Source organism: Vitreoscilla massiliensis (assembly GCF_001457815.1).
Classification (GTDB): domain Bacteria; phylum Pseudomonadota; class Gammaproteobacteria; order Burkholderiales; family Neisseriaceae; genus Vitreoscilla; species Vitreoscilla massiliensis.
In genome coordinates, this window is the sequence record NZ_LN898219.1 from 252126 (window position 1) to 272780 (window position 20655).

The window sequence follows — 20655 nt, forward strand, 5'->3', positions numbered from 1 at the left end:
AACTCGGTTTAAAACATGGCGTCGGCATCGTCTTGCTGACGCCATTGTTGTATCGCATCGTGGATGGTGCCCATGTCAAAGCCGCGGTAAGCCAAAAAACGCATGTATTTGAGCTTACAGGCCGCATCGTCTTGGTAAACCTTGAATTTCTTGGCCAAGACTTCTACTGCGGTGTGCAATTGCGCTTCACGCGAGGGCAGCGCATCTTGAAACAGTTCCGCGTCCACGCCTTTTTGCTGCAATTCTTGTTGCAAACGCCGATTGCCCAAACGCTGCGCCTTGCTGTGTATCAACACTTCGGCATAGCGCTCGTCTGATTGCCAACCGCGCTCAACCAAATCGTCCAATAAGGCTGCAATTTCGGCCTCATCGTCGCTGTATTTGGCCAGCTTCTGCGCCAATTGCAAACGGCTGTATTCGCCGCGACTGAGCAAATCCAGCGCGCGTGCGCGCAGGCTTTTCTCAGCTTTCACGCGCTTGCGCCATTTGTGCGTCTTGCGCCGCAGGGTATAACTGGGTCAACGACTGTATCACCGCATCGGCACGGGTATTCGGGTCTTGCGCCAAATCGTCCATGTTTTCATAGCCGTAATTGACACCGATGGCATACGCACCGGCGGCTTTGGCCGCCAAAATATCGTTGTGCGAATCGCCGACCATCGCTAATTGCTTGGGCTCAATGTTCAACACCTCGCACACATGTTGCAAAGGCAAGGCCGACGGTTTTTTCTCAGGCAAAGTATCGCCGCCGATGACCAAACTGAATTCATCCAACATGCCCAAATCCGCCAGCAGCTTGATGGCAAAGCGTTCGGCCTTGTTGGTCACCACCACCACCGGGTAACCGAGTGATTTCAACAATTGCACGCCATCGACCACGCCCGCATACGGGCTGGAATAATCGGCGATGTGTTCGTGGTAATACTGGGTAAAAAAGGCAAAGCCTTGTTGCCACAAAGCATCATCGGCCAAGGCTTCGTGGTCGTTGGTGAGCGCACGGTGCACCAAACGCCCCATGCCATCGCCAACAAAGCTTTTTAAGGTGTCCAAAGGCAAATCGTCCATGCCCAAAGCCTCACGCATGGCGTTGGCGGCCAAAGCCAAGTCCTTAATCGAATCGACCAAAGTGCCATCCAAATCAAAGGCAAAAGCCTGAATGTGGTTTAATTGCAATGCGTTATTCATATCCATGTGCGGCCTGTAAAAGTTTAGGGGGCAATTATACGGCCTTATACCAATAGGCGCGAATCTTGCACCTTTAACAGCACAAACTGACAAAATATTGGGACGCATTGAATAATGCGGCCATGGTCTGAAACCGAAACAGGTAGGAGAGCGAAATGAAATCACACACAGCAGCATGGTATTTGGGTTTGGGTATCTTGGGTGTCAGCTCACTGGTTTGGGCCGATAGGGTACCGAGCATGGAGCCACCATCACGAGAATTAATCAGCACCTCACAATTGTTGTCACCACCGACCAACATCAGGGCAACGCCGAACGGCCGTATTTTGTGCGTGGCCAAAAAGACCGGCAGCATCAAGATTTACGGTGAAACCGGCGTTTATGACGACAATGGCCAATGGTATTACACCAATTATTGCGGTCGCATGGGCGTGATACACAGCTCACAATTCATCAGTCCAGGTTAAGCCACAATGAATGCAACTTGGCCGTTGTGCCATCTAATCGCGTATTCACAGTGTCATCCTCATCGAGAACAAGGAGTGTTCAGATGCAAAGCTTAAAAACCATACTGACTTTGACTGTGCTGGCCGTAGTGGCCGCGCCCATTGCTCAGGCTGCCCCGCGCGGTGTCAACAATCCTGACCGTGTCGGCTTGACCGGCTGGGTACCGACCCCGCCCACCAATATCCGCGCCCAGCCCAATGGCAAAATCCAATGCGTGGTGCGCCGCGAAGGCCGCATCAAGCTCTATGGCTCTACCGGCATAGAAGACCACAACGGTGAATGGTTTTACACCGATTATTGCGGCAAAATGGGCATGATCCATTCGACGCAGTTTGTGATACCGGATTGAGTGAATACCGATGTTTAAGCGGCCTGTAAATGTTTACAGGCCGCTTTTTGTGGGTATTGATGGCTGTGTTAGTCGGTGATTGTTGATGGGGCCATGTCAGTGATGCTGAGATGAGTGTGTTTATTTGAATGTGTATTGCAACTTGGCATCGAATGCTTGCATTTGTTCAGGTTCCACTTCATACACATACAGCTTAGCGTCCAAGCGGTAACGAATTTTGATGATGTCAGCACGCGGGGCATTCACACACTCTTGCCCAGTACGAGGGTCTTTATTGGCCGCGTTATTGGTCAACCATTGTCTTTGTATTTCTATGGACTTGGTTTTTTTGAACAAACTGGAAAAATTACCTCCGATAGTAACCAATAAATATTCGATTTGTGGCCAATCCTGCTCGCTTACTAAGTTTTTAGATGGCGCTGGTTTCTTGGTTTTGGCGTCGATAAAAAAAGGATGCAATTCGTTGGAGCTCCCATAAATCCAATAACAGTAATTGTTGCTGTCGGTCACAAATAAATAAGGTGTCGAATTGGCCGTACCACCATATCTCACCATTCTCACGGTTTTAAAGCCCGTACTTTCCACTTGAAATGGCGTCGGACTGGGCGCTCTAATGGGATTCATTAATTGAGATGAGTATTCTGGAGCATTGCTAAAAGTCGTAATAGGGTAGCTGCTTTCATCTGGAAAAAACCACAAATACAGATTCAAAAACAGCGCAAACCCCAAAATCAAGGCCAGAAAGATGAATGGCGAGGCCACCAGCAACATGCATCCCCAAGGCGTGCGTTCATTTTTGGGCTGTGTGGACATGGCTTTCCTGTTGGTTGGTGATGGTTCATGGTAGCAGCTTAGGTCGCTGTCATTGAAGCATTGTAGCCATCCATGCATCAAGTCGGCTTGATGAAAGTAATAAAGCGGCCTGTAAAAGTTTACAGGCCGCTTGTGTTGGCAGCTTATCTGTTGTTTGATGCTGCTTATCCAAACAGATTCTATGGAGAACGTGGAAATGGCAAACAGACACGCAGCCTTGCAACAACTACACGCTGAATTGGGATTTGAACTGCCGGTCAGACTGCAATCTATTTTGTTGGCATTTGAACAGCAATATGCGGGAGTGTTGGCCAATGGCCAAGAAGTGAGTTTTGATGCTTTGAGCCAGTTGTTGCAGCCGTTTGTGCGGCCATATGCCTATCATCAACGCTTGCAGAAATTTTTTGCAGACGCCGCACACAAATATCCATCAGGGCAGGTGTACCGTCGCGATACCGATGCTTTGGTGGATACGGTTGGGTTTGCACGCACCATAGCCTTCGGCAGCGGTGATGATGGTGTGCGCTGGTTTTGGAATGCGGCAGATGGGGCAGTGTGGGATTATTATTTGGATGATGGCTCTGTGGGGTGGGTGGCAGAGAGTTTTGACGACTGGATGAGTGGTTTTCAGCTCCACATACAAGACGATTGGAATGTGTTTTTAGAGGATAATGCCTGACATTTGCAAGTGTTTGTGGTCGATAAAAAGCGGCCTGTAAATGTTTACAGGCCGCTTTTTCCATGTCTAAGCCCTATGAATGGGCTTAACACACATGCTTACACGATTTCCGCTTTGGTGATTACCACTGCGTCTTTAGGCACATCTTGGTGGAAGCCTTTGTTGCCGGTTTTCACGCCTTCGATTTGATCGACCACGTCAAAGCCTTCAACCACTTTACCGAATACCGCATAGCCGAAACCTTGTGGGTTAGGGGCTTTGAAGTTCAAGAAATCGTTGTTGGCGGTGTTGATGAAGAATTGTGCAGACGCTGAATGAGGCGCAGAAGTGCGTGCCATGGCGATGCTGTATTTGTTGTTTTTTAAGCCATTGGCCGCTTCGTTTTCGATGGTGTCGCGGGTTTGTTTTTCACGCATGTCGGCATCCATGCCGCCGCCTTGAATCATGAAACCTTTGATGACACGGTGGAAAATCACGCCATCGTAGAAGCCGTCTTTCACATATTGTTCAAAGTTGGCCGCAGTGATAGGGGCTTTTTCATGGTCTAATTCGATGCCAATCACGCCAAAATTGGTGTGTAATTTAATCATGGTCAGTCTTTCGCTAATGATTACTGGGTTTTAAATACAGTGACTTTTTTAATCACAATAGGGGTAAGAGGGACGTCGCTGTGTATGCCTTTGGAGCCTGTGCGCACTTTGGAAATGGCATTGACCACATTCATGCCGGCGGTCACGCGACCGAACACCGCATAACCCGCTCCAGCTGGGGTTGGACCCTTGTAATTCAAGGGGGTGTTGTTGGCGGTGTTGATGAAAAATTGACTGGTGGCCGAATTCGGTGCGGGCATGCGCGCCATCGCAATGGTGCCAACGGTGTTTTTCAAGCCGTTTTTAGACTCATTGACAATGGCTTTGTCGGTGGCTTTTTCGCGCATTTGCGCGTCCATACCGCCGCCTTGGATCATAAAGCCATCCATGACGCGATGAAATATTGTGCCGTTGTAATGGCCTTTGTTGGCGTAAGACACGAAGTTTTTCACCGTAATCGGTGCTTTTTGTTCATCCAACAACAAATCAATATTGCCCATAGAGGTTTCGATGCGCACCGGTGTGGCGGCAAAACTGCTGAGGACGATGCCACCGAGTACGGCAGCCAAAAGTAATTTTTTCATAAACAGCGTCCTGTAAAATCAATTCAAGTACAGATTAAGCTTGCATGCCGGTGGCGATGTGTTTGTCGGTAATGTAAGTTACTTCTTCGCTGCTGCCCAATACCACCGATACGCGTTGGTGCAAACCTTCGGGTTGGATGTCCAAAATGGCTTGGTGGGCGTTGGTAGACAAACCACCGGCTTGGCTCACAATCAAACTCATCGGATTGGCTTCGTACATCAAACGCAATTTGCCGGCTTTGCTTGGGTCACGCTTGTCTTTTGGGTACATGAACACGCCGCCACGCATCAAGATGCGGTGCACTTCGGCCACCATAGAAGCGACCCAACGCATATTGTAGTCTTTGCCACGCACGCCTTCTTTGCCTTGCAACAATTCAGCGATGCAGTCTTGCATCGCGCTTTGCCAATGGCGTTGGTTGGACATATTGATGGCAAATTCTTTGGTGGCCGCGGCTATGTGGTTGTGCTCACGCGTCATCACAAATTCTTCGTCTGCATTCAAGGTGAATACAAACACGCCGTGACGCAAAGTCAACACAAACAAGGTTTGTGGGCCGTACAAGGCATAACCACTGGCCACTTGTTGATTGCCGGCCTGTAAAAAGCTGGCGGTGCTCAATTCACCTTGGTGCGGCAAAATAGAGAAAATGGTGCCGATGGAAATGTTCACATCGATATTAGATGAGCCGTCTAAAGGGTCGAACAACACCAAGTATTGGCCGTCTTGATTGGCTGCCACAAATTCGTCTTCTTCTTCCGAAGCCAAACCGGCCACATGAGGATTGTTTTGCAAGGCGCTGATCAACATGTCGTTGGCAATCACATCCAATTTCTTTTGGTGTTCGCCTTGCACATTGTCGCTGCCGGCTTCACCGATGATGCCAGCCAAGTCGCCCAAACGCACTTTGTCGCTGATGGCCACGCAAGAGGCGGCCAAGGTGTTCATCACATCAATCAAGCCCGCATCGATGTGATGCGCAGCCGCATGTTCTTGTAAAAATGCACTCAAAGTTTGTGCCATGAAAACCATCCTTTTGTTTGAAGCGGGTTTTTTAAAAGTGGGTATTTTAGAGCAGTTTGCCATGCGAAGCACGGCTTACAGGCCGCATTAAGCGCTTTGGTGTTGTAAAACAAAGTGAGCGCTGTCGTCTTGAGCCAGTGTTTGCGTTAACACAGGTAAAGCGGCCTGTAATTGTTCTGCCAATACATACGGCGGGTTGATGACAAACATGCCACTGCCGTGCATGCCAAAGCCATCGGCGCGCGGTGCGTGTACAAACAGCTCGGCCTGTAAATAATTATTGGGTGCGAGTTTTTGTAAATGGCCAGCCAATTCGATGCTGTCGCGGCGCGACAGTAGGGGATACCACAGCAAATACGTACCAGTGGCAAAACGCTCCATCGCTGCTTTGAGGGTGTCGACCACGGTGCGGTAGTCTTGCGCCATTTCATACGGTGGGTCGATTAAAACCACGCCGCGGCGGCTCGGCGGTGGCAACAAGCCGATTAAGCCTTGGTAGCCATTGTCTTTGAACAATTGAATCTGGCGGCCACGGTGCAAATTGGCGATGTTGCCGCGCAATAAATCAAAATCGCTCGGGTGCAATTCAAACAGCTTGGCCTTGTCTTGTTCGCGCAGCAATGACGCAGCCAGCCACGGAGAACCGCAATACGACTGTTCGTTGTCCAAAGTAGCGCGCACTTGGGCGATAAATTCTTGCAAGACTTCTGGCAAATCGCTGGCTTGGGTCAAGCGTTCCCAACCTTGTTTGTACTCGCCCACTTTTTGCGAAAAAGCGGCCTGTAAATCGTACAAACCGGCACCGGCATGGGTGTCGATATAGGTATAGGCTTTGTCTTTGCGGTTGTAATAATTCAAGACCAGCTGCAAAACAAGGTGTTTGAGCATGTCGGCGTGGTTGCCGGCGTGAAAAGCGTGACGGTAGCTGAGCATGGTTGCGACTAAATGTGAAAACGGCGTCTATTGTAACGGTTGTGCGGCGAATGCGCACGAATCCTTGCAAACGGATTCGATTTGATCAAAATCAAAAAGCCACTGATTTAAATGTAAATCCGTGATTTAAAAAACTTTTAATTGTAAATGGTATAAAGTTTCTAAATCTTGTGCTAACTCAATGATTATTATTAAAATAATTGATTTGAATCAGGGTTGGGATGGCAGAGCCACCCGTGATTTCATGCCCAATGCGCCATTGCAATGCTTGGAAACCATGAAATTTAACCAAGTTCCTGTTAAAATTGCGGGGTTATAAGTTAACGACTTGGTAGCACTAAACCTCATAATGTTGTTTTAACTGCGTTTACTGTTTGTTAATGGTAGAGGCGGCTGAGTCTGCATGATGAGGTTGTTGTGTTTTTTACAAAAAAGATTATTTGAGGTCACGCTCATGAAGCAGATGATTCGGGTCTTATCTTTTGCTGCGCTTGCCGGTTTATTGGCAGGTTGTGGTGAGGGATATGTGCTGATCGATTCCAAGGGACAGGTTGGTATCGAACAGCGTAATTTGATCTACATCCAAATTGTGATGATGTTGTTGGTGGTGATACCCGCCATTGCAATGTCGTTGTGGTTTGCATGGAAGTATCGCCATAACAATAAAGCAGTAGAGAAAGAGTATGCACCAAACTGGGACTATTCACACAAGATTGAGATGTGGGTGTGGGCCGTTCCTTGTATCATTATTTTGATTATGGCGGTCATTTCTTGGCGTGCTACTCATCAATTGGATCCATACCGTCCCTTGGATGCCGATAAAGAACACATTCAAATTCAAGCCATCGCTGCACCGTACCAATGGGTATTTGTGTATCCAAATGAAAAAATTGCGACTGTGAATGAAATTTACTTCCCTGCGAATACGCCAGTGAATTTCACCATCACGTCTGACTTCTCGATGAACTCGTTCTTCATCCCACAATTGGGTGGTCAAGTTTATGCGATGGCAGGCATGAAAACGCAATTGCATTTGATTGCAAATGAACCTGGTCAATTCTACGGCATGTCTTCAAACTACAGCGGTCACGGTTTCTCAAAAATGAAATTCCAAGCCCATGCAGTGTCTGAAGCGGAATACCAAAACTGGATTAAACAAGCCCAAGCGTCTTCAAATACCTTGACCATGCAAAAGTTCAAGTCTTTGCAAGACCCTGTGCATCAAACGGCAGTGGGTCACCACGCCAAACGCACCGAAGCGCCTAAACCCAATCCAGTGCAGTATTTCGGCAGCGTTGAAAACAACTTGTTCCAAAACATTGTTGATCAATACATGATTGCAAAACATGAAAATGCCACTGGCGCCAGCGCCCCAGTAGCGGCTTCAGCTGCAGGAGGAAATTAAGCTATGTCTTTCTTAGGCAGACTTTCTTTGGATGCAATCCCAGCCGATCCTATCGTACAAGTAACGATGGTAGCGATGGTTTTGGGTGGCATCGTGCTTTTGGGTGGCATCACTTATTTGAAAAAGTGGGGCTATTTGTGGAATGAATGGTTTACCTCTGTAGACCACAAACGCTTGGGCATTATGTACGTCATCGTGTCTTTGGTGATGTTGGTGCGTGGTTTTGCCGATGCCTTCATGATGCGTTTGCAATTGTCTTTGGCTGCCAATGGCGGTCCTGGCTATTTGCCTCCAGAACACTATGACCAAATCTTTACCGCTCACGGCGTGATCATGATTTTCTTCGTGGCCATGGGTTTGGTAGTGGGCTTGATGAACGTGGTGGTGCCTTTGCAAATTGGTGCGCGCGACGTGGCTTACCCATTGTTGAATAACTTCAGTTTCTGGTTGTTCGTGTCAGGCGTGGTATTGGTGATGTTGTCTTTGGTATTGGGTGAGTTTGCGGCCACTGGTTGGTTGGCTTATCCGCCATTGTCTAACATCGAGATGAGTCCTGGCGTGGGTGTGGATTACTACATCTGGGCATTACAATTGTCTGGTTTGGGTACTTTGCTCACTGGTGTGAACATGGTAGTAACCATCTTGCGCATGCGTGCTCCTGGCATGACTTTGATGCAAATGCCGATTTTCACTTGGACCAGCTTGGTGGCTGCCATGATGATTTTGGCAACCTTCCCAGTATTGACTGGCGCCTTGGCGATGTTGACCGTAGACCGCTTGTTGGGCTTCCATTTCTTCACCAATGAATTGGGCGGCAGTCCAATGCTGTACGTGAACTTGATTTGGACTTGGGGTCACCCTGAGGTGTACATCTTGGTATTGCCTGCGTTTGGTATTTTCTCAGAAGTGGTTTCGGCCTTCTCTGGTAAACGCTTGTTTGGTTACAAATCGATGGTGTACGCGACCATGGCCATTGCCATCTTGTCTATGGTGGTTTGGGTGCATCACTTCTTTACCATGGGCGCAGGTCCTAGCGTGAATGCCTTCTTCGGTATCATGACCATGGTGATTGCCATTCCAACAGGTGTGAAAATCTTTAACTGGATCTTCACCATGTACAAAGGCAAGATTCGTTTTGAAGTGCCAATGTTGTGGGCAGTAGGTTTCTTGGTGACCTTCACCATCGGTGGTATGACTGGCGTATTGTTGTCTATTCCGCCTGCTGACTTTGTGGTTCACAACTCTTTGTTCTTGGTTGCCCACTTCCATAACACCATTATCGGTGGCGTGGTATTCGGTTTGATGGCTGGTTTGACTTACTGGTGGCCAAAAATGTTCGGTTACAAACTGAACGACAAATTGGGCCGTGCCTCTTTCTGGTGCTGGTTCTGGGGCTTCTGGTTGGCATTCGTACCATTGTACATCTTGGGCTTCATGGGCATGACTCGTCGTATGAACACCATCGGTTTGGATCATCCTGAATGGACTCCTTACTTGCACGTCGCGTTTGTCGGTGCTTTGGTGATTGCTGCGGGTATTGGTTTGACCGTGTTGAACATCTTGTGGTCAGCTTACCAATACAAGAAAAACCGTGACGTTACCGGTGACCCTTGGAATGCACGTACTTTGGAATGGTCTATTTCGTCTCCTGCGCCATTCTATAACTTTGCAAAATTGCCACAAATCAATGACATCGACCAATTCTGGTATGACAAAGAACATGGTAAAGCGTATGCCACTGATGTGAAATACGAAGAAATCCACATGCCTAAAAACCGTACCATCGGTGTGGTCATGGCTGCTTTGTTGACTGTGGGTGGTTTCGCTGTGATTTGGCACATGTGGTGGTTGGCGGTATTGGGTTTGGCTGGCACCATCGTGTCTTTGATTGTGTCTTCATTCAACACTGAACATGACTATTATGTTGATGTAGAGACCATCGCTAAAACCGAAAGCGAACACTTACAAGCTGTTCGTGACTACCAAGAATCACGAGGATAATTATGACAACTGTGAATGTAAATGATGCCCATCATCACGATGAACATCACGACCATCATGAAGTGGTAAATGCCAATGCCTCTTTGGGTTTTTGGATTTACATCATGACCGACTTGATTTTGTTCTGCTCCTTGTTCATTGGTTTTCAAGTATTGCGTGAACATTCAGCGGGTGGTCCGACTCAATATGAAGTGTTTAAAGAGAGCTTGGGTTTCGTGTTTGTGGAAACCTTGGTGTTGTTAACCAGTAGCTTTACCTTTGGTATGGCGCATTTGGCGCAAGCCAAACGCGATATCGGCAAATTGCAAATGTGGTTGTTTGCCACATTTGTATTGGGTGCCATCTTTATTGGCATGGAAGTGTATGAATTCAATCATTTGATTCATAACGGCCAAGGCCCACAAGTGAGCGCGTTCTTGACTTCATACTTCAGCTTGGTGGGTACTCACGGCTTGCACGTGAGCTCAGGTTTGATTTGGTTGGCAGTCATCATGGTACAAATCAAAAAATTTGGTTTGACCCCAGTGATGATGCGTCGCTTGACCATGTTGAGTATTTTCTGGCACTTCTTAGACATCGTTTGGGTTTGTGTCTACACTGAAGTTTACTTATTGGGAGCAATTCAATGAGTGGAAATAACCATGTAAATGCACATCAAGACCATGGTTCTGCCAAGCAATATGTGGTTGGTTTCATCATCTCCATCATCTTGACGGTCATTCCGTTCTTTATGGTGATGAATGGTGGCTTCCCTAAAGGCTTGACCGTAGCTGTGTTGGTCATCACCATGATTGCCCAAGTTTGGGTGCAATTGGTGTGGTTCTTACACATGAAACGTGAAGATTCCCAAAAATGGCAAGTATTGTCTTTTTGGTATACCTTCTTGACCATAGCCATTTTGTTCATCGGTTCTGTGTGGATTTTGTCCGAATTACACACATTCATGATGTAAGAAACAGCAGTGCAAACAACGACGTTTAAGCGCTATTGGGGCTTAATCAAACCAGGAATCGTGTTTGGTAACATGATTCCTGTGTTGGGTGGCTTCTTACTGGCTGAACCAAGTTGGCAAGACTGGCCGACATTACTTTGGGTGATGTTGGCCACCTTTTGTTTGGTCGGCTCTGCCTGCGTCTTCAACAATTACTATGAACGCGACATCGATGGTTTGATGACGCGCACCCAAAACCGTGTATTGGTACACAACGGCATCCCCAAAATCCAAGTCATCGTGATTGCGGTGTTGTTGTTGTTGGCGGCCTTGCTGATTTTGGCGCGCATCAATTGGGTTACGTTTGCCATCGGTATTTTTGGCTTTGTGGTGTATGTGTTGATTTACACCTTATTGCTCAAACGCCATTCCATCCACCAAACCACTTTAGGCAGTTTTTCAGGAGCATGTCCGCCAGTCATGGGCTATTGCAGCATTTCTGGGGTGTTTAACATAGATGCTTTTCTGATTTTCATGCTGTTTGCGTTTTGGCAAATTCCGCATTCGTATGCGATTGCGGTGTTTCGCCAACAAGACTATGCCAATGCCCAAATTCCTTTATTGCCGTTGATTAAAGGCGTCGGGCATACCAAAAAAGCCATGTTGGTGTATTGGGCTTTGTATTTGGCCACCGGTGTGGCTTTGTACGCGTATGGCACTGTGGGTTGGGTATTTTTGGCCATCTTTGGCTATTATGGTTTGCGTTGGGGGGCCATTGGTTGGCAAGGCTTTGCTGCCGAAGACAACGACAAATGGGCAAGGCGCTTTTTCTTTTACTCGATCAAAGTGATGATGATGTTCAGCTTGGGTATCGTGGTTGATACCTTGGTCAAATACCTGATTCCGAGTATTTATTTCTGATGAATACTACCGTTACAGGCCGCTTAATGCGGCCTGTAATTTTTGTACACTGCTTAAAAGCAATTCAATTTGTTTAAGTTGCCAACTCAGCAGCAAGCGTCACCAAATCGCGGTTGTAATGCGCGCCTTGGTTGTGTTGCAAGGCAAGGCCGCTGTGCACCATCAATAAGGCGGTGATTAAGCGCAAGCGCTCAGCTACCGCGTGTTCAGGCAAGTTTTGATACCACAGACACAATTGCTGCCACAGCAAGTTCATACCCGTAAAATCGCGCACGATGCCAAAATATTGGCTCATGGCGGCCTGTAATTTCACCGGCGTAAACTCGGCATCCAAATCCGTGTTTGCCGTATCAGTTTGCAAAACTAACGCTTGCAACTGTTGCCAATTGCCTGTGGTAGTGGGTTGGGTTGTGTTGACTGGCCAATCACTGTTGCTTGCTATGGCTTGCGCCGCTTTGCGTCCCATGACCACACACTCAAGCAAGGAATTGCTGGCCAAGCGGTTGGCACCGTGCAAACCGGTACAACTCACTTCACCGACGGCGTACAAGTTTGGCACATTGGTGCGCGCCCAAGCATCGGTCAACACGCCGCCACAGGCATAGTGGGCGGCAGGCGCCACCGGCAGGGCGGTGGTGCTCATGTCCAATTGATGCTGTTGCAAGCAATGGGCGTGGATGCTGGGAAAATGCGCATGGATGAAGTCGGCCTGTAAATGGCTGCTGTCCAAATACACATGGTTTTGCTGGCTGCGCTGCATTTCTGTGGCGATGGCGCGTGCCACCACATCGCGCGGCGCCAATTCGGCGCGGGCGTCATAATGTGGCATAAAGCGTTCGCCCACATGATTTCTCAATAACCCACCTTCGCCGCGTACCGCTTCGGAAATCAGAAAACACGGGTTTTCAGGCAAGGCCAAAGCGGTAGGGTGAAATTGCACATAGGCCAAATCTTGGGTGCGGCAACCGGCTTGTGCGGCCAAGGCAACACCGTCGCCGGTGGCGGTGAGCGGATTGGTGGTCAGCGCAAACAATTGTCCCAAACCGCCAGTGGCCAATACCACATGGCTTGCTTCTATGTGGTGGTTAAGACCTGCATCATCCACACCGTCCGCGCCCACACAGCAAGCGGCCTGTAAACGCAAGGCCTGCACTTGCAAGTGCGTCAGCCATTGCACATTGCCTTGTTGTAATAGCCGCTGTTGTAAGGTTTCGGTAATGCTGAAGCCAGTGTGGTCGGCATGGTGAACCACGCGCCGTTTGCCATGGCCGCCTTCGCGGGTCAAATGCAAGCTGCCATCGTCGTCTAGACTGAATGGCACACCCAATTGCTGCAACCAGTCTATCGCCTCGCTGCCGGCAGCCAGTATTGCCGCCACTTGCTTCTCATCGCAGCGGCCATCGCCGGCGATTAAGGTGTCGTGGATGTGTTCGTCTATGCTGTCATCGGCAGCCATCACTGCGGCAATGCCGCCTTGCGCGCGTTTGCTGGCGCAAGTGTCCAAGTCTTGTTTGGCCAAGATGATGATGCGCGTGTGCACCGGCAACGACAACGACACACTCAAACCGGCCAAACCAGCACCGATGATCAAGACATCACAAGAATGTTGCTGTGCGTTCATGGTGGCGTATCCAGTGGTGAAAGTGCTGTATGTGGGTGTGCAAATCGTCGCTGGCAGGGCCAAACTCGCGGTAAGCGGCGGCGAAATCGAGCATGTTTTGGATGGATTTGCGGGCGGCCTGTAAGGTTGGCGTCGGCACGGTGATGCCCGCATCGCCTTGTTGTAAGACGTGTGCACACGCTTGCAAACTGTTCATCGCCATCCATGGGCAAAACGCGCACGATTTACACGTTGCGCCATTGCCGGCGGTGGGCGCGGCGATAAAGTGTTTGTGCGGTGCTTGTTTTTGCATCTCATGCAAAATGCCCAAGTCGGTGGCCACGATGAAGATCTGCGCCGGCAGCGTGACAGCGGCCTGTAACAATTTGCTGGTCGAGCCGATGACATCGGCTTGTGCTACCACGGCGGCAGGCGATTCTGGATGTACCAATACTAAGGCGTCGGGATGTTGCTGTTTTAAGCTCGCCAGTTCACTGCCTTTGAATTCATTGTGGACGATGCACGAGCCTTGCCACAAAATCATGTTGGCACCGGTTTGCTGCTGGATGTATTGCCCCAAATGGCGGTCTGGCCCCCACAGAATTTTTTTGCCTTGTTGGTGCAAAAAAGTCACGATTTCCAAGGCAATGGACGAGGTCACTACCCAGTCTGCCAATGCCTTGACTTCGGCGCTGGTATTGGCATACACGACCACAGTGCGGTCGGGATGTTCGGCGCAAAATTGCGCAAAATCGTCTGCCGGACAGCCCAAATCCAAAGAGCAAGTGGCATCGGTATCGGGCATCAAGATGGTTTTTTCGGGGCTGAGGATTTTGGCGGTTTCGCCCATGAATTTCACCCCCGCCACCAACAGCGTTTGCGCCGCATGTGCTTGGCCAAACTTGGCCATTTCCAAAGAGTCACCGACCATGCCGCCGGTGGCCAAGGCCAAGTCTTGTAATTCGGGCTCCACATAATAATGCGCCACCATCACCGCTTGGCGCTGTTGTAATAAATCGCGGATGTGCGCGACATGGGTTTGCTGCTCAGCGCGGCTTAAGCTGGCGGGGACTTTGGCCCAAGCTTGGTGTAGCACGCATGCGTGTGCGCTTTGCTCGCTTTGAGCGGCCTGTAAATGTTGCTGCATATCGGCCAAGCTGGGCTTTTCATATGGGTAAGCACGCTGATTGGGCGATGAGGGGGTGAGGGTGTTCATGGTGGTTTCATGAGGTGGGTTAAGGAAATTTAATTATGCTCACATTGAGTATATTGTGCAATTGTTTTTATGCTCAAACTGAGTATAAAAACATTAAAAATTTGAAAAGAGGGCGAATTTTTTTGGGTGCGAACCGAGCAAATTCGGCCATTATTGCGCTGACAGCATGGATTTTACGGTCTTGCATGTGTTGCACAGCGGTCACACTGGGAGTGCAAAACTGCTAATGCAGGCTTGGTGGGCGCTCAAGCTATGCGCTTGGTGGCTTGGTGAAGTTTAAAGTCTATTAAGGGTGTGCACACAACACTGCTGGTTTTATGGCTTACAGGCCGCATTGAGGTGTTTGCAGATGGCTGTAACACTGTGTGGCCGCGACTTTGCTTATGCGGCGCACAAATTTTAACCATCATTGCTTACCCACCCCCGCAGATATGATAGTATTTAGCTCGATTGCCAGCGCGCTGGCCACAGGTTTCTTTTAACTTCATAAACATTAAGAACTCCGCATGAAAACAGCCGAAATACGCCAAAAATTTCTCTCGTTTTTCGAGAGTCAAGGGCACACCATTGTGTCCTCTAGCTCGCTCGTGCCGCATGACGACCCGACCTTGCTTTTTACCAATGCTGGTATGAACCAATTCAAAGACGTGTTTTTGGGCTTTGACAAACGCCCATACAGCCGTGCCGTGACCGCGCAAAAATGCGTGCGTGCCGGTGGCAAACACAATGACTTGGAAAACGTCGGCTATACCGCACGTCACCATACTTTCTTTGAAATGATGGGCAACTTCAGCTTCGGTGATTATTTCAAACACGATGCCATCAAGTTTGCGTGGGAGTTTTTGACTTCACCACAATACTTGAACTTGCCCAAAGAAAAATTATTGGCCACCGTATACGCCGAAGACGACGAAGCCTACGACATTTGGCTGAACGACATCGGTTTGCCAGCGGAAAAAATCATCCGCATTGGCGACAACAAAGGTGCCAAGTACGCGTCAGACAACTTCTGGACCATGGGCGACACTGGCCCTTGCGGCCCTTGCTCGGAGATTTTCTTCGACCACGGCGAAGAAATCTGGGGTGGCCCTCCAGGAAGCCCTGAAGAAGACGGCGACCGTTTCATTGAAATTTGGAACAACGTCTTTATGCAGTTTAACCGCGACGAAAGCGGCGAAATGCATTTGTTGCCTAAACCTTCTGTCGACACGGGCATGGGTTTGGAACGCATCACCGCGGTATTGCAACACGTGCACAGCAATTACGAAATCGACTTGTTTGTCGATTTGTTGAAAGCCGCTGCGCGTGAAACTGGCGTGCCTTACAACCAAGAAACCCCAAGCTTGAAAGTGATTGCCGACCACATCCGCGCCTGCTCATTCTTGATCGCCGACGGTGTGTTGCCATCTAACGAAGGCCGTGGTTATGTGTTGCGCCGCATCATCCGCCGCGCCGTGCGTCATGGTTACAAATTGGGTCAAAACAAACCGTTCTTCCACAAATTGGTGGCAGACTTGGCCAACATCATGGGCGATGCTTACCCAGAATTGCGCGAACGCCAAGATTTGATTACCGAACAATTGCGTTTGGAAGAAACCCGTTTTGCCCAAACCTTGGAAACCGGCATGGGCTTGCTGGAGCAAGCGTTGGCCGACAACCAAAAAGTGTTGGCAGGCGAAGTGATCTTCAAACTCTACGACACTTATGGCTTCCCATACGACTTAACCGCCGACATCTGCCGCGAGCGCGAAATCGAGCTCGACGAAGAAGGCTTTAACCGCGAAATGGAAGCGCAGCGTGCGCGTGCACGTTCGGCCAAATCCTTCAAAGCCAATGTGCAATTGGAATACGAAGGCGCCGACAGCGCATTCAAAGGCTATACCGACACTACTGCCCAAGCCAAAATCTTAGCCTTGTACCGCGACAATGAAGCGGTAGACGAATTGCATGAAGGCGAAGAAGGCATTGTGGTGTTGGACAACACCCCGTTCTACGCTGAAAGCGGTGGTCAAATTGGCGACACCGGTGTGATTGCAGCTGTTTCAGGCCGCTTTGAAGTGGCCGATACGCAAAAAATCAAGGCGGCAGTCTTTGGTCAATACGGTAAAGTGGCCGCCGGCAGCTTGAAAGTGGGCGAAGACGTAACTGCCTCCATCGACAGCGACATCCGCGCTGCCAATATGCGCAATCACTCAGCCACCCACTTGATGCACGCGGCTTTGCGCGAAGTTTTGGGCGAACACGTTGAGCAAAAAGGCTCGTTGGTGACAGCTGAACGCACCCGTTTTGACATCTCGCACCAACAAGCGATTACTGCGGAAGAAATTGCTCGCGTTGAAGCGATAGTCAACCAATCCATCTTGGCGAACGTACCAGTCGAAGCGGCGCACATGTCGTTTGACGACGCGATTGCCGCTGGTGCCATGGCATTGTTTGGTGAGAAATACGGCGACGAAGTGCGCGTGTTGAAAATGGGCGAGTTCTCGACCGAATTGTGTGGTGGTACCCACGTATCACGCACAGGCGATATCGGCTTGTTCAAAATCGTGTCTGAGCAAGGCATTGCCGCCGGTGTGCGCCGTGTTGAAGCTGTGACCGGTTTGAACGCCTTGGCTTGGGCGCAAGAGCAAGAACAGTTAATCAAAACCGTGGTCGCTGAAGTGAAAGCGCAAACGGCCGATGACATTGTGACCAAGGTACAGGCCGCGCAAAGCCATGCCAAACAATTGGAAAAAGCCTTGGCCGAAGCCAACAGCAAATTGGCAGCGCACGCCGGTGCGGCCTTGTTGGGAGAAGCACAAGCCGTGGGCGCTGCACGCGTGATCGTCAAACAAATGGACGGTGTCGATGGCAATGCCTTGCGCGACATCACCACCGATTTGACGGGCAAAGGCGACGATTTGGTGGTGTTGTTGGCTTCTGTGGCCGACGACAAAATCAGCTTGTGCGCTGGCGTGTCTAAAGCTTTGAGCAAAACCATCAAAGCCGGTGATTTGGTCAAAACCGTGGCCGAGAAAGTGGGCGGTAAAGGCGGTGGCCGTCCTGATTTGGCCCAAGCCGGTGGTACCGACATTGCCGCCTTGCCTGCAGCCTTGAATGGTGTTGCAGCTTGGGTACAAAGCAAACAAGTTTAAACCTATTTAGATGATAGAAGCGGCCTGTAAACGTTTACAGGCCGCTTTTTTGTGTCTGTAAGCTTGGGTATCTTGTGCTTTTTCAGTAGGAATCAAATGCTTATCTGGCCTTGAAGACTGCTTGTATTTTTTATGCAATTAGGGTATTCAAGTGGCAAAATACCTATTTTTTGGGATATGAAAGCAAGGGCAATGCGTGTATGTTTGCTGGTTTCTTGGGGAGATGACTAAGAGAGCAGACAGCGTTTTTTTTAGGGGCTTGTTAGCGCGAGGAGTCAGGCAAGGCGCACTGAGGTGGCGTTGGACTAAGCAATGCATCATCGCGACAGCTGCAGGGGGCTGCATTTTTTGCTGCAGTATTCAGCTTATGCGAGATGGCAGCATAACAACAGTGGTTTGGATAGGGGAAAATGAAATGCGGTATCAGTTAAGATGGTGGCTGTGTGTGGGTATGGGCTGGATGTGGCTGACATCGGCCCATGCCATGAATAATGCGGGACAAGAGTCTTATGCTTTGGGCTTGGCTGCGGTTCAAGATGGCAATTACCAAACCGCCATCCAGTATTTGCAATTGGCGGTGCAAAAAGGCGAGCCACATGCGTATGCGGCCTTGGGCAATATTTACAGCAGCGGCCCACGGCAGGCTGTGGATTTTGGCAAGGCCAAAACCGCGTATGAACAAGCGGCCTTAAGAGACGATGTGGAAGGTTGGTATGGCTTGGGCAAGTTGTATGCCGAAGGCTTGGGTGTGGCTAAGAGTGACCAACAAGCGGTGTATTACTATGCCAAAGCCGCGGGCAAATACCATGTGCAAGCGGCTTATGCCTTGGGTGTGATGTATGCACATGGTGGCGCGAATGTGGCGGTTGATGCACCACGCAGTCGCCAATATTTTGAACAATCGTGTTTAGGCGGCTGGAGCGCAGCTTGCCGTGTGCTCAAATCAAAGTAATCCATACCTGCTTATTTTGATTTGAGCGGGCATGTGGCTTGTTGATGATGGTCACCGCCACAGACCACGTTACCATCGCACTGACAGAAACTTTCTGTGGGTGCGTATTTTTTTGTGGGTATTGGGGTGTTGCCGTTACCAAAATAGCAGTCGCTCGCATCAGACTTGTGTGGCATATATTGGTGTAACGCTGGTTTAAGGCGTGTTTTTGAATAACACATGTGAGACCAGCGTGCACTGGTATGCAGAAGCGGCCTGTAAACCATGTTCACAGTGATGTTGCTCAAACATGCTCAAATCCAGCAATCATGGCACAATAAGGCTGAAATCAGAACACAGGTCAGACATGCAGCAAAAACAAAAATGCGTTGTATCGTACAGCGGCGGCAAAGATTCGAGTTTGGCTTTGTATCATATGCTGCAAACCACCGAAGTAGTGGGCTTAATCGCCATGTTGGAAGAACAAGGCCAGCGCACGCGCTCACATGGTATGGACACGGACTTTATCAGCGCGCAAGCACAGCTGTTGGGCTTGCCCATCATCACTGCGGCGGCGAGTTGGCAAGACTATGAAGCGGAATTTGCCAAGTTGTTGGCGCAATGTCAGCACCAAGGCGTGAGCGTGTTGGCCACTGGCGATTTGGATGTGCCGGCAGTGGGCAGTTGGCATGAGCAAATGGCGCATGCGGCCGGTTTGCAATTGCAAATGCCGCTGTTGCAACGCCCTCACCAAGCAGTGGTGGATGAGTTCATAGACTTGGGCTTTGTTGCCATCGTGGTCACCGTGAACTTGAGCTTGGGCATGCGGCCGGAAGATTTGGGACGCGAATTTAACCGCGAATTTGTGCAAGAATTGCAGCAGCGCGGCATTGATGTCGCCGGTGAGGGCGGTGAATTTCACACCAGTGTCATCGATGGACCGATATTTGCGCAGCGCTTGGCGGTGCGGCAAGGCAGCAAGGTTTATCATGGTGATTATGGTTTTTTACCGCTGTATGTGGACAACAAATAAAGGACGAAATATGGAATTGGTTATCGCAGGCAAAACGGCTTTGGTGTGTGGCGCCAGTAAAGGTTTGGGTTATGGCTGTGCCGAGGCCTTGGTCAAAGAAGGGGTGAATGTGCTCATCGTCGCGCGCGGTGAAGCGGATTTACAGGCCGCCTCTGCGCGTTTGCATACCGTGGCCACGCAAGGCGCATGGGTGAAATATGTGGCGGCCGACATCACCACCGAAGCAGGACGCGCGGCAGTGTTTGCGGCGCAGCCAGAATTTGACATTGTGGTGACCAATGCCGGTGGGCCGCCGCCGGGCGATTTCCGTGCTTGGGACAAAGAGGCATGGTTTAAGGCGGTGGAAGCGAATATGTACACGCCGATAGCCTTGATACAGGCGACGGTTGATGGTATGGCTGCACGTGGTTTTGGTCGCATCATCAACATCACCTCCAGCGCGGTGAAGGCACCCATTGATGTGTTGGGCTTGTCCAATGGCGCTCGCAGCGGTTTGACCGGTTTTGTCGCTGGCGTGGCACGCAGCGGCATTGCCGCGCAAGGCGTGACCATCAACAATATTTTGCCGGGGCTGTTTGACACCGACCGTTTGCGCGGCATTACCGAGAATGCGATGCAAAAATCGGGCAAGAGCAAAGAGCAGGTGCAAGCGGCGCAACAACACACGATACCGGTGCGCCGCTTTGGTCAGCCGCATGAGTTTGGCGCGTTGTGTGCGTTTTTGTGCAGCGATTTGGCTGGCTACATTACCGGTCAAAACCTGCTCATCGATGGCGGTGCTTACGCGGGAACGTTCTAATCATTGCCAGCTCATTGGCT

General features: G+C 49.8%; 21 protein-coding genes. 12 read left to right on the forward strand and 9 right to left on the reverse strand.

The window, feature by feature from the left end; all coding sequences use genetic code 11:
- Positions 1-8 precede the first annotated feature (8 nt).
- Both recX and BN3003_RS06820 read right to left on the reverse strand, forming a co-directional pair.
- Entirely contained in the window at positions 9-473 is a 465-nt protein-coding gene (gene recX / locus BN3003_RS06815; protein ID WP_058355891.1) for a recombination regulator RecX, read from the reverse strand.
- Complete coding sequence (locus BN3003_RS06820) at positions 463-1185, reverse strand: phosphoglycolate phosphatase (RefSeq protein WP_058356270.1); 723 nt, start codon at positions 1183-1185, stop codon at positions 463-465. Before BN3003_RS06820 ends, recX begins: the two co-directional genes overlap by 11 nt.
- Positions 1186-1340: 155 nt before the next feature.
- Here BN3003_RS06820 and BN3003_RS06825 point away from each other — a divergent pair, with 155 nt between their 5' ends.
- Positions 1341-1652 (forward strand): hypothetical protein, encoded by a 312-nt coding sequence (locus tag BN3003_RS06825; RefSeq protein ID WP_058355892.1) that lies wholly within the window; start codon positions 1341-1343, stop codon positions 1650-1652.
- A gap of 83 nt (positions 1653-1735) precedes the next feature.
- Positions 1736-2041 carry a hypothetical protein gene (locus BN3003_RS06830; RefSeq protein WP_058355893.1) on the forward strand — a complete coding sequence of 102 codons (306 nt, stop codon included), beginning with the start codon at positions 1736-1738 and terminating at the stop codon, positions 2039-2041.
- A 120-nt stretch (positions 2042-2161) separates the two neighbouring features.
- Here BN3003_RS06830 and BN3003_RS06835 read toward each other — a convergent pair whose 3' ends face one another.
- The gene (locus BN3003_RS06835) at positions 2162-2854 is read right to left on the reverse strand and encodes a hypothetical protein (protein WP_147645372.1); all 693 of its coding nucleotides are present in this window, start codon (positions 2852-2854) and stop codon (positions 2162-2164) included.
- Between the two features lie 196 nt (positions 2855-3050).
- Between BN3003_RS06835 and BN3003_RS06840 the strand changes: the two genes are divergently transcribed.
- Complete coding sequence (locus tag BN3003_RS06840; protein ID WP_147645374.1) at positions 3051-3533, forward strand: SMI1/KNR4 family protein; 483 nt, start codon at positions 3051-3053, stop codon at positions 3531-3533.
- Positions 3534-3631: 98 nt separating this feature from the next.
- On the opposite strand, the gene BN3003_RS06845 is transcribed toward BN3003_RS06840, so the two are convergent.
- From BN3003_RS06845 to BN3003_RS06860, 4 genes are all read right to left on the reverse strand, one after another.
- Entirely contained in the window at positions 3632-4123 is a 492-nt protein-coding gene (locus BN3003_RS06845; protein ID WP_058355896.1) for a peptidylprolyl isomerase, read from the reverse strand.
- Positions 4124-4143: 20 nt separating this feature from the next.
- A complete protein-coding gene (locus tag BN3003_RS06850; protein WP_058355897.1) occupies positions 4144-4707 on the reverse strand; it encodes a peptidylprolyl isomerase in 564 nt (187 codons plus the stop codon).
- A gap of 34 nt (positions 4708-4741) precedes the next feature.
- Positions 4742-5731: a class 1 fructose-bisphosphatase gene (locus BN3003_RS06855; RefSeq protein WP_058355898.1), complete on the reverse strand. Its 990-nt coding sequence runs from the start codon at positions 5729-5731 to the stop codon at positions 4742-4744.
- 87 nt (positions 5732-5818) lie between these two features.
- Positions 5819-6664: a 23S rRNA (adenine(2030)-N(6))-methyltransferase RlmJ gene (locus BN3003_RS06860; protein WP_058355899.1), complete on the reverse strand. Its 846-nt coding sequence runs from the start codon at positions 6662-6664 to the stop codon at positions 5819-5821.
- Between the two features lie 454 nt (positions 6665-7118).
- On the opposite strand from BN3003_RS06860, the gene cyoA reads away from it, so the two are divergent.
- Genes cyoA through cyoE form a run of 5 tightly spaced genes read left to right on the forward strand, consistent with a single transcriptional unit; the run spans position 7119 to position 11922 of the window.
- A complete protein-coding gene (gene cyoA, locus BN3003_RS06865) occupies positions 7119-8069 on the forward strand; it encodes a ubiquinol oxidase subunit II (RefSeq protein WP_234333039.1) in 951 nt (316 codons plus the stop codon).
- Between the two features lie 3 nt (positions 8070-8072).
- Positions 8073-10070 (forward strand): cytochrome o ubiquinol oxidase subunit I, encoded by a 1998-nt coding sequence (cyoB, locus tag BN3003_RS06870; RefSeq protein ID WP_058355901.1) that lies wholly within the window; start codon positions 8073-8075, stop codon positions 10068-10070.
- 2 nt (positions 10071-10072) lie between these two features.
- A complete protein-coding gene (gene cyoC / locus BN3003_RS06875; protein ID WP_058355902.1) occupies positions 10073-10699 on the forward strand; it encodes a cytochrome o ubiquinol oxidase subunit III in 627 nt (208 codons plus the stop codon).
- Complete coding sequence (cyoD, locus tag BN3003_RS06880) at positions 10696-11022, forward strand: cytochrome o ubiquinol oxidase subunit IV (protein WP_058355903.1); 327 nt, start codon at positions 10696-10698, stop codon at positions 11020-11022. Before cyoC ends, cyoD begins: the two co-directional genes overlap by 4 nt.
- A gap of 9 nt (positions 11023-11031) precedes the next feature.
- Complete coding sequence (gene cyoE / locus BN3003_RS06885) at positions 11032-11922, forward strand: heme o synthase (protein WP_082625588.1); 891 nt, start codon at positions 11032-11034, stop codon at positions 11920-11922.
- A 73-nt stretch (positions 11923-11995) separates the two neighbouring features.
- Here the strand turns inward: cyoE and nadB are convergent, their stop codons facing one another.
- Together nadB and nadA are read right to left on the reverse strand one after the other, a co-directional pair.
- Complete coding sequence (gene nadB / locus BN3003_RS06890; RefSeq protein ID WP_058355905.1) at positions 11996-13543, reverse strand: L-aspartate oxidase; 1548 nt, start codon at positions 13541-13543, stop codon at positions 11996-11998.
- Entirely contained in the window at positions 13518-14669 is a 1152-nt protein-coding gene (gene nadA, locus BN3003_RS06895; RefSeq protein WP_234333048.1) for a quinolinate synthase NadA, read from the reverse strand. The genes nadB and nadA overlap by 26 nt, the downstream gene beginning before the upstream one ends.
- A 575-nt stretch (positions 14670-15244) precedes the next feature.
- Here nadA and alaS point away from each other — a divergent pair.
- The 4 genes from alaS (at position 15245) to BN3003_RS06915 (ending at position 20635) form a co-directional block, all read left to right on the forward strand.
- A complete protein-coding gene (gene alaS, locus BN3003_RS06900; RefSeq protein WP_058355907.1) occupies positions 15245-17872 on the forward strand; it encodes an alanine--tRNA ligase in 2628 nt (875 codons plus the stop codon).
- A 415-nt stretch (positions 17873-18287) separates the two neighbouring features.
- On the forward strand, positions 18288-18824 hold the full coding sequence (locus BN3003_RS06905; protein WP_159061413.1) for a tetratricopeptide repeat protein: 537 nt from the start codon (positions 18288-18290) through the stop codon (positions 18822-18824).
- 346 nt (positions 18825-19170) lie between these two features.
- The gene (locus BN3003_RS06910; protein ID WP_082625589.1) at positions 19171-19836 is read left to right on the forward strand and encodes a Dph6-related ATP pyrophosphatase; all 666 of its coding nucleotides are present in this window, start codon (positions 19171-19173) and stop codon (positions 19834-19836) included.
- Between the two features lie 10 nt (positions 19837-19846).
- Entirely contained in the window at positions 19847-20635 is a 789-nt protein-coding gene (locus tag BN3003_RS06915; RefSeq protein WP_058355909.1) for an SDR family oxidoreductase, read from the forward strand.
- The last annotated feature ends 20 nt before the right edge of the window (positions 20636-20655 follow it).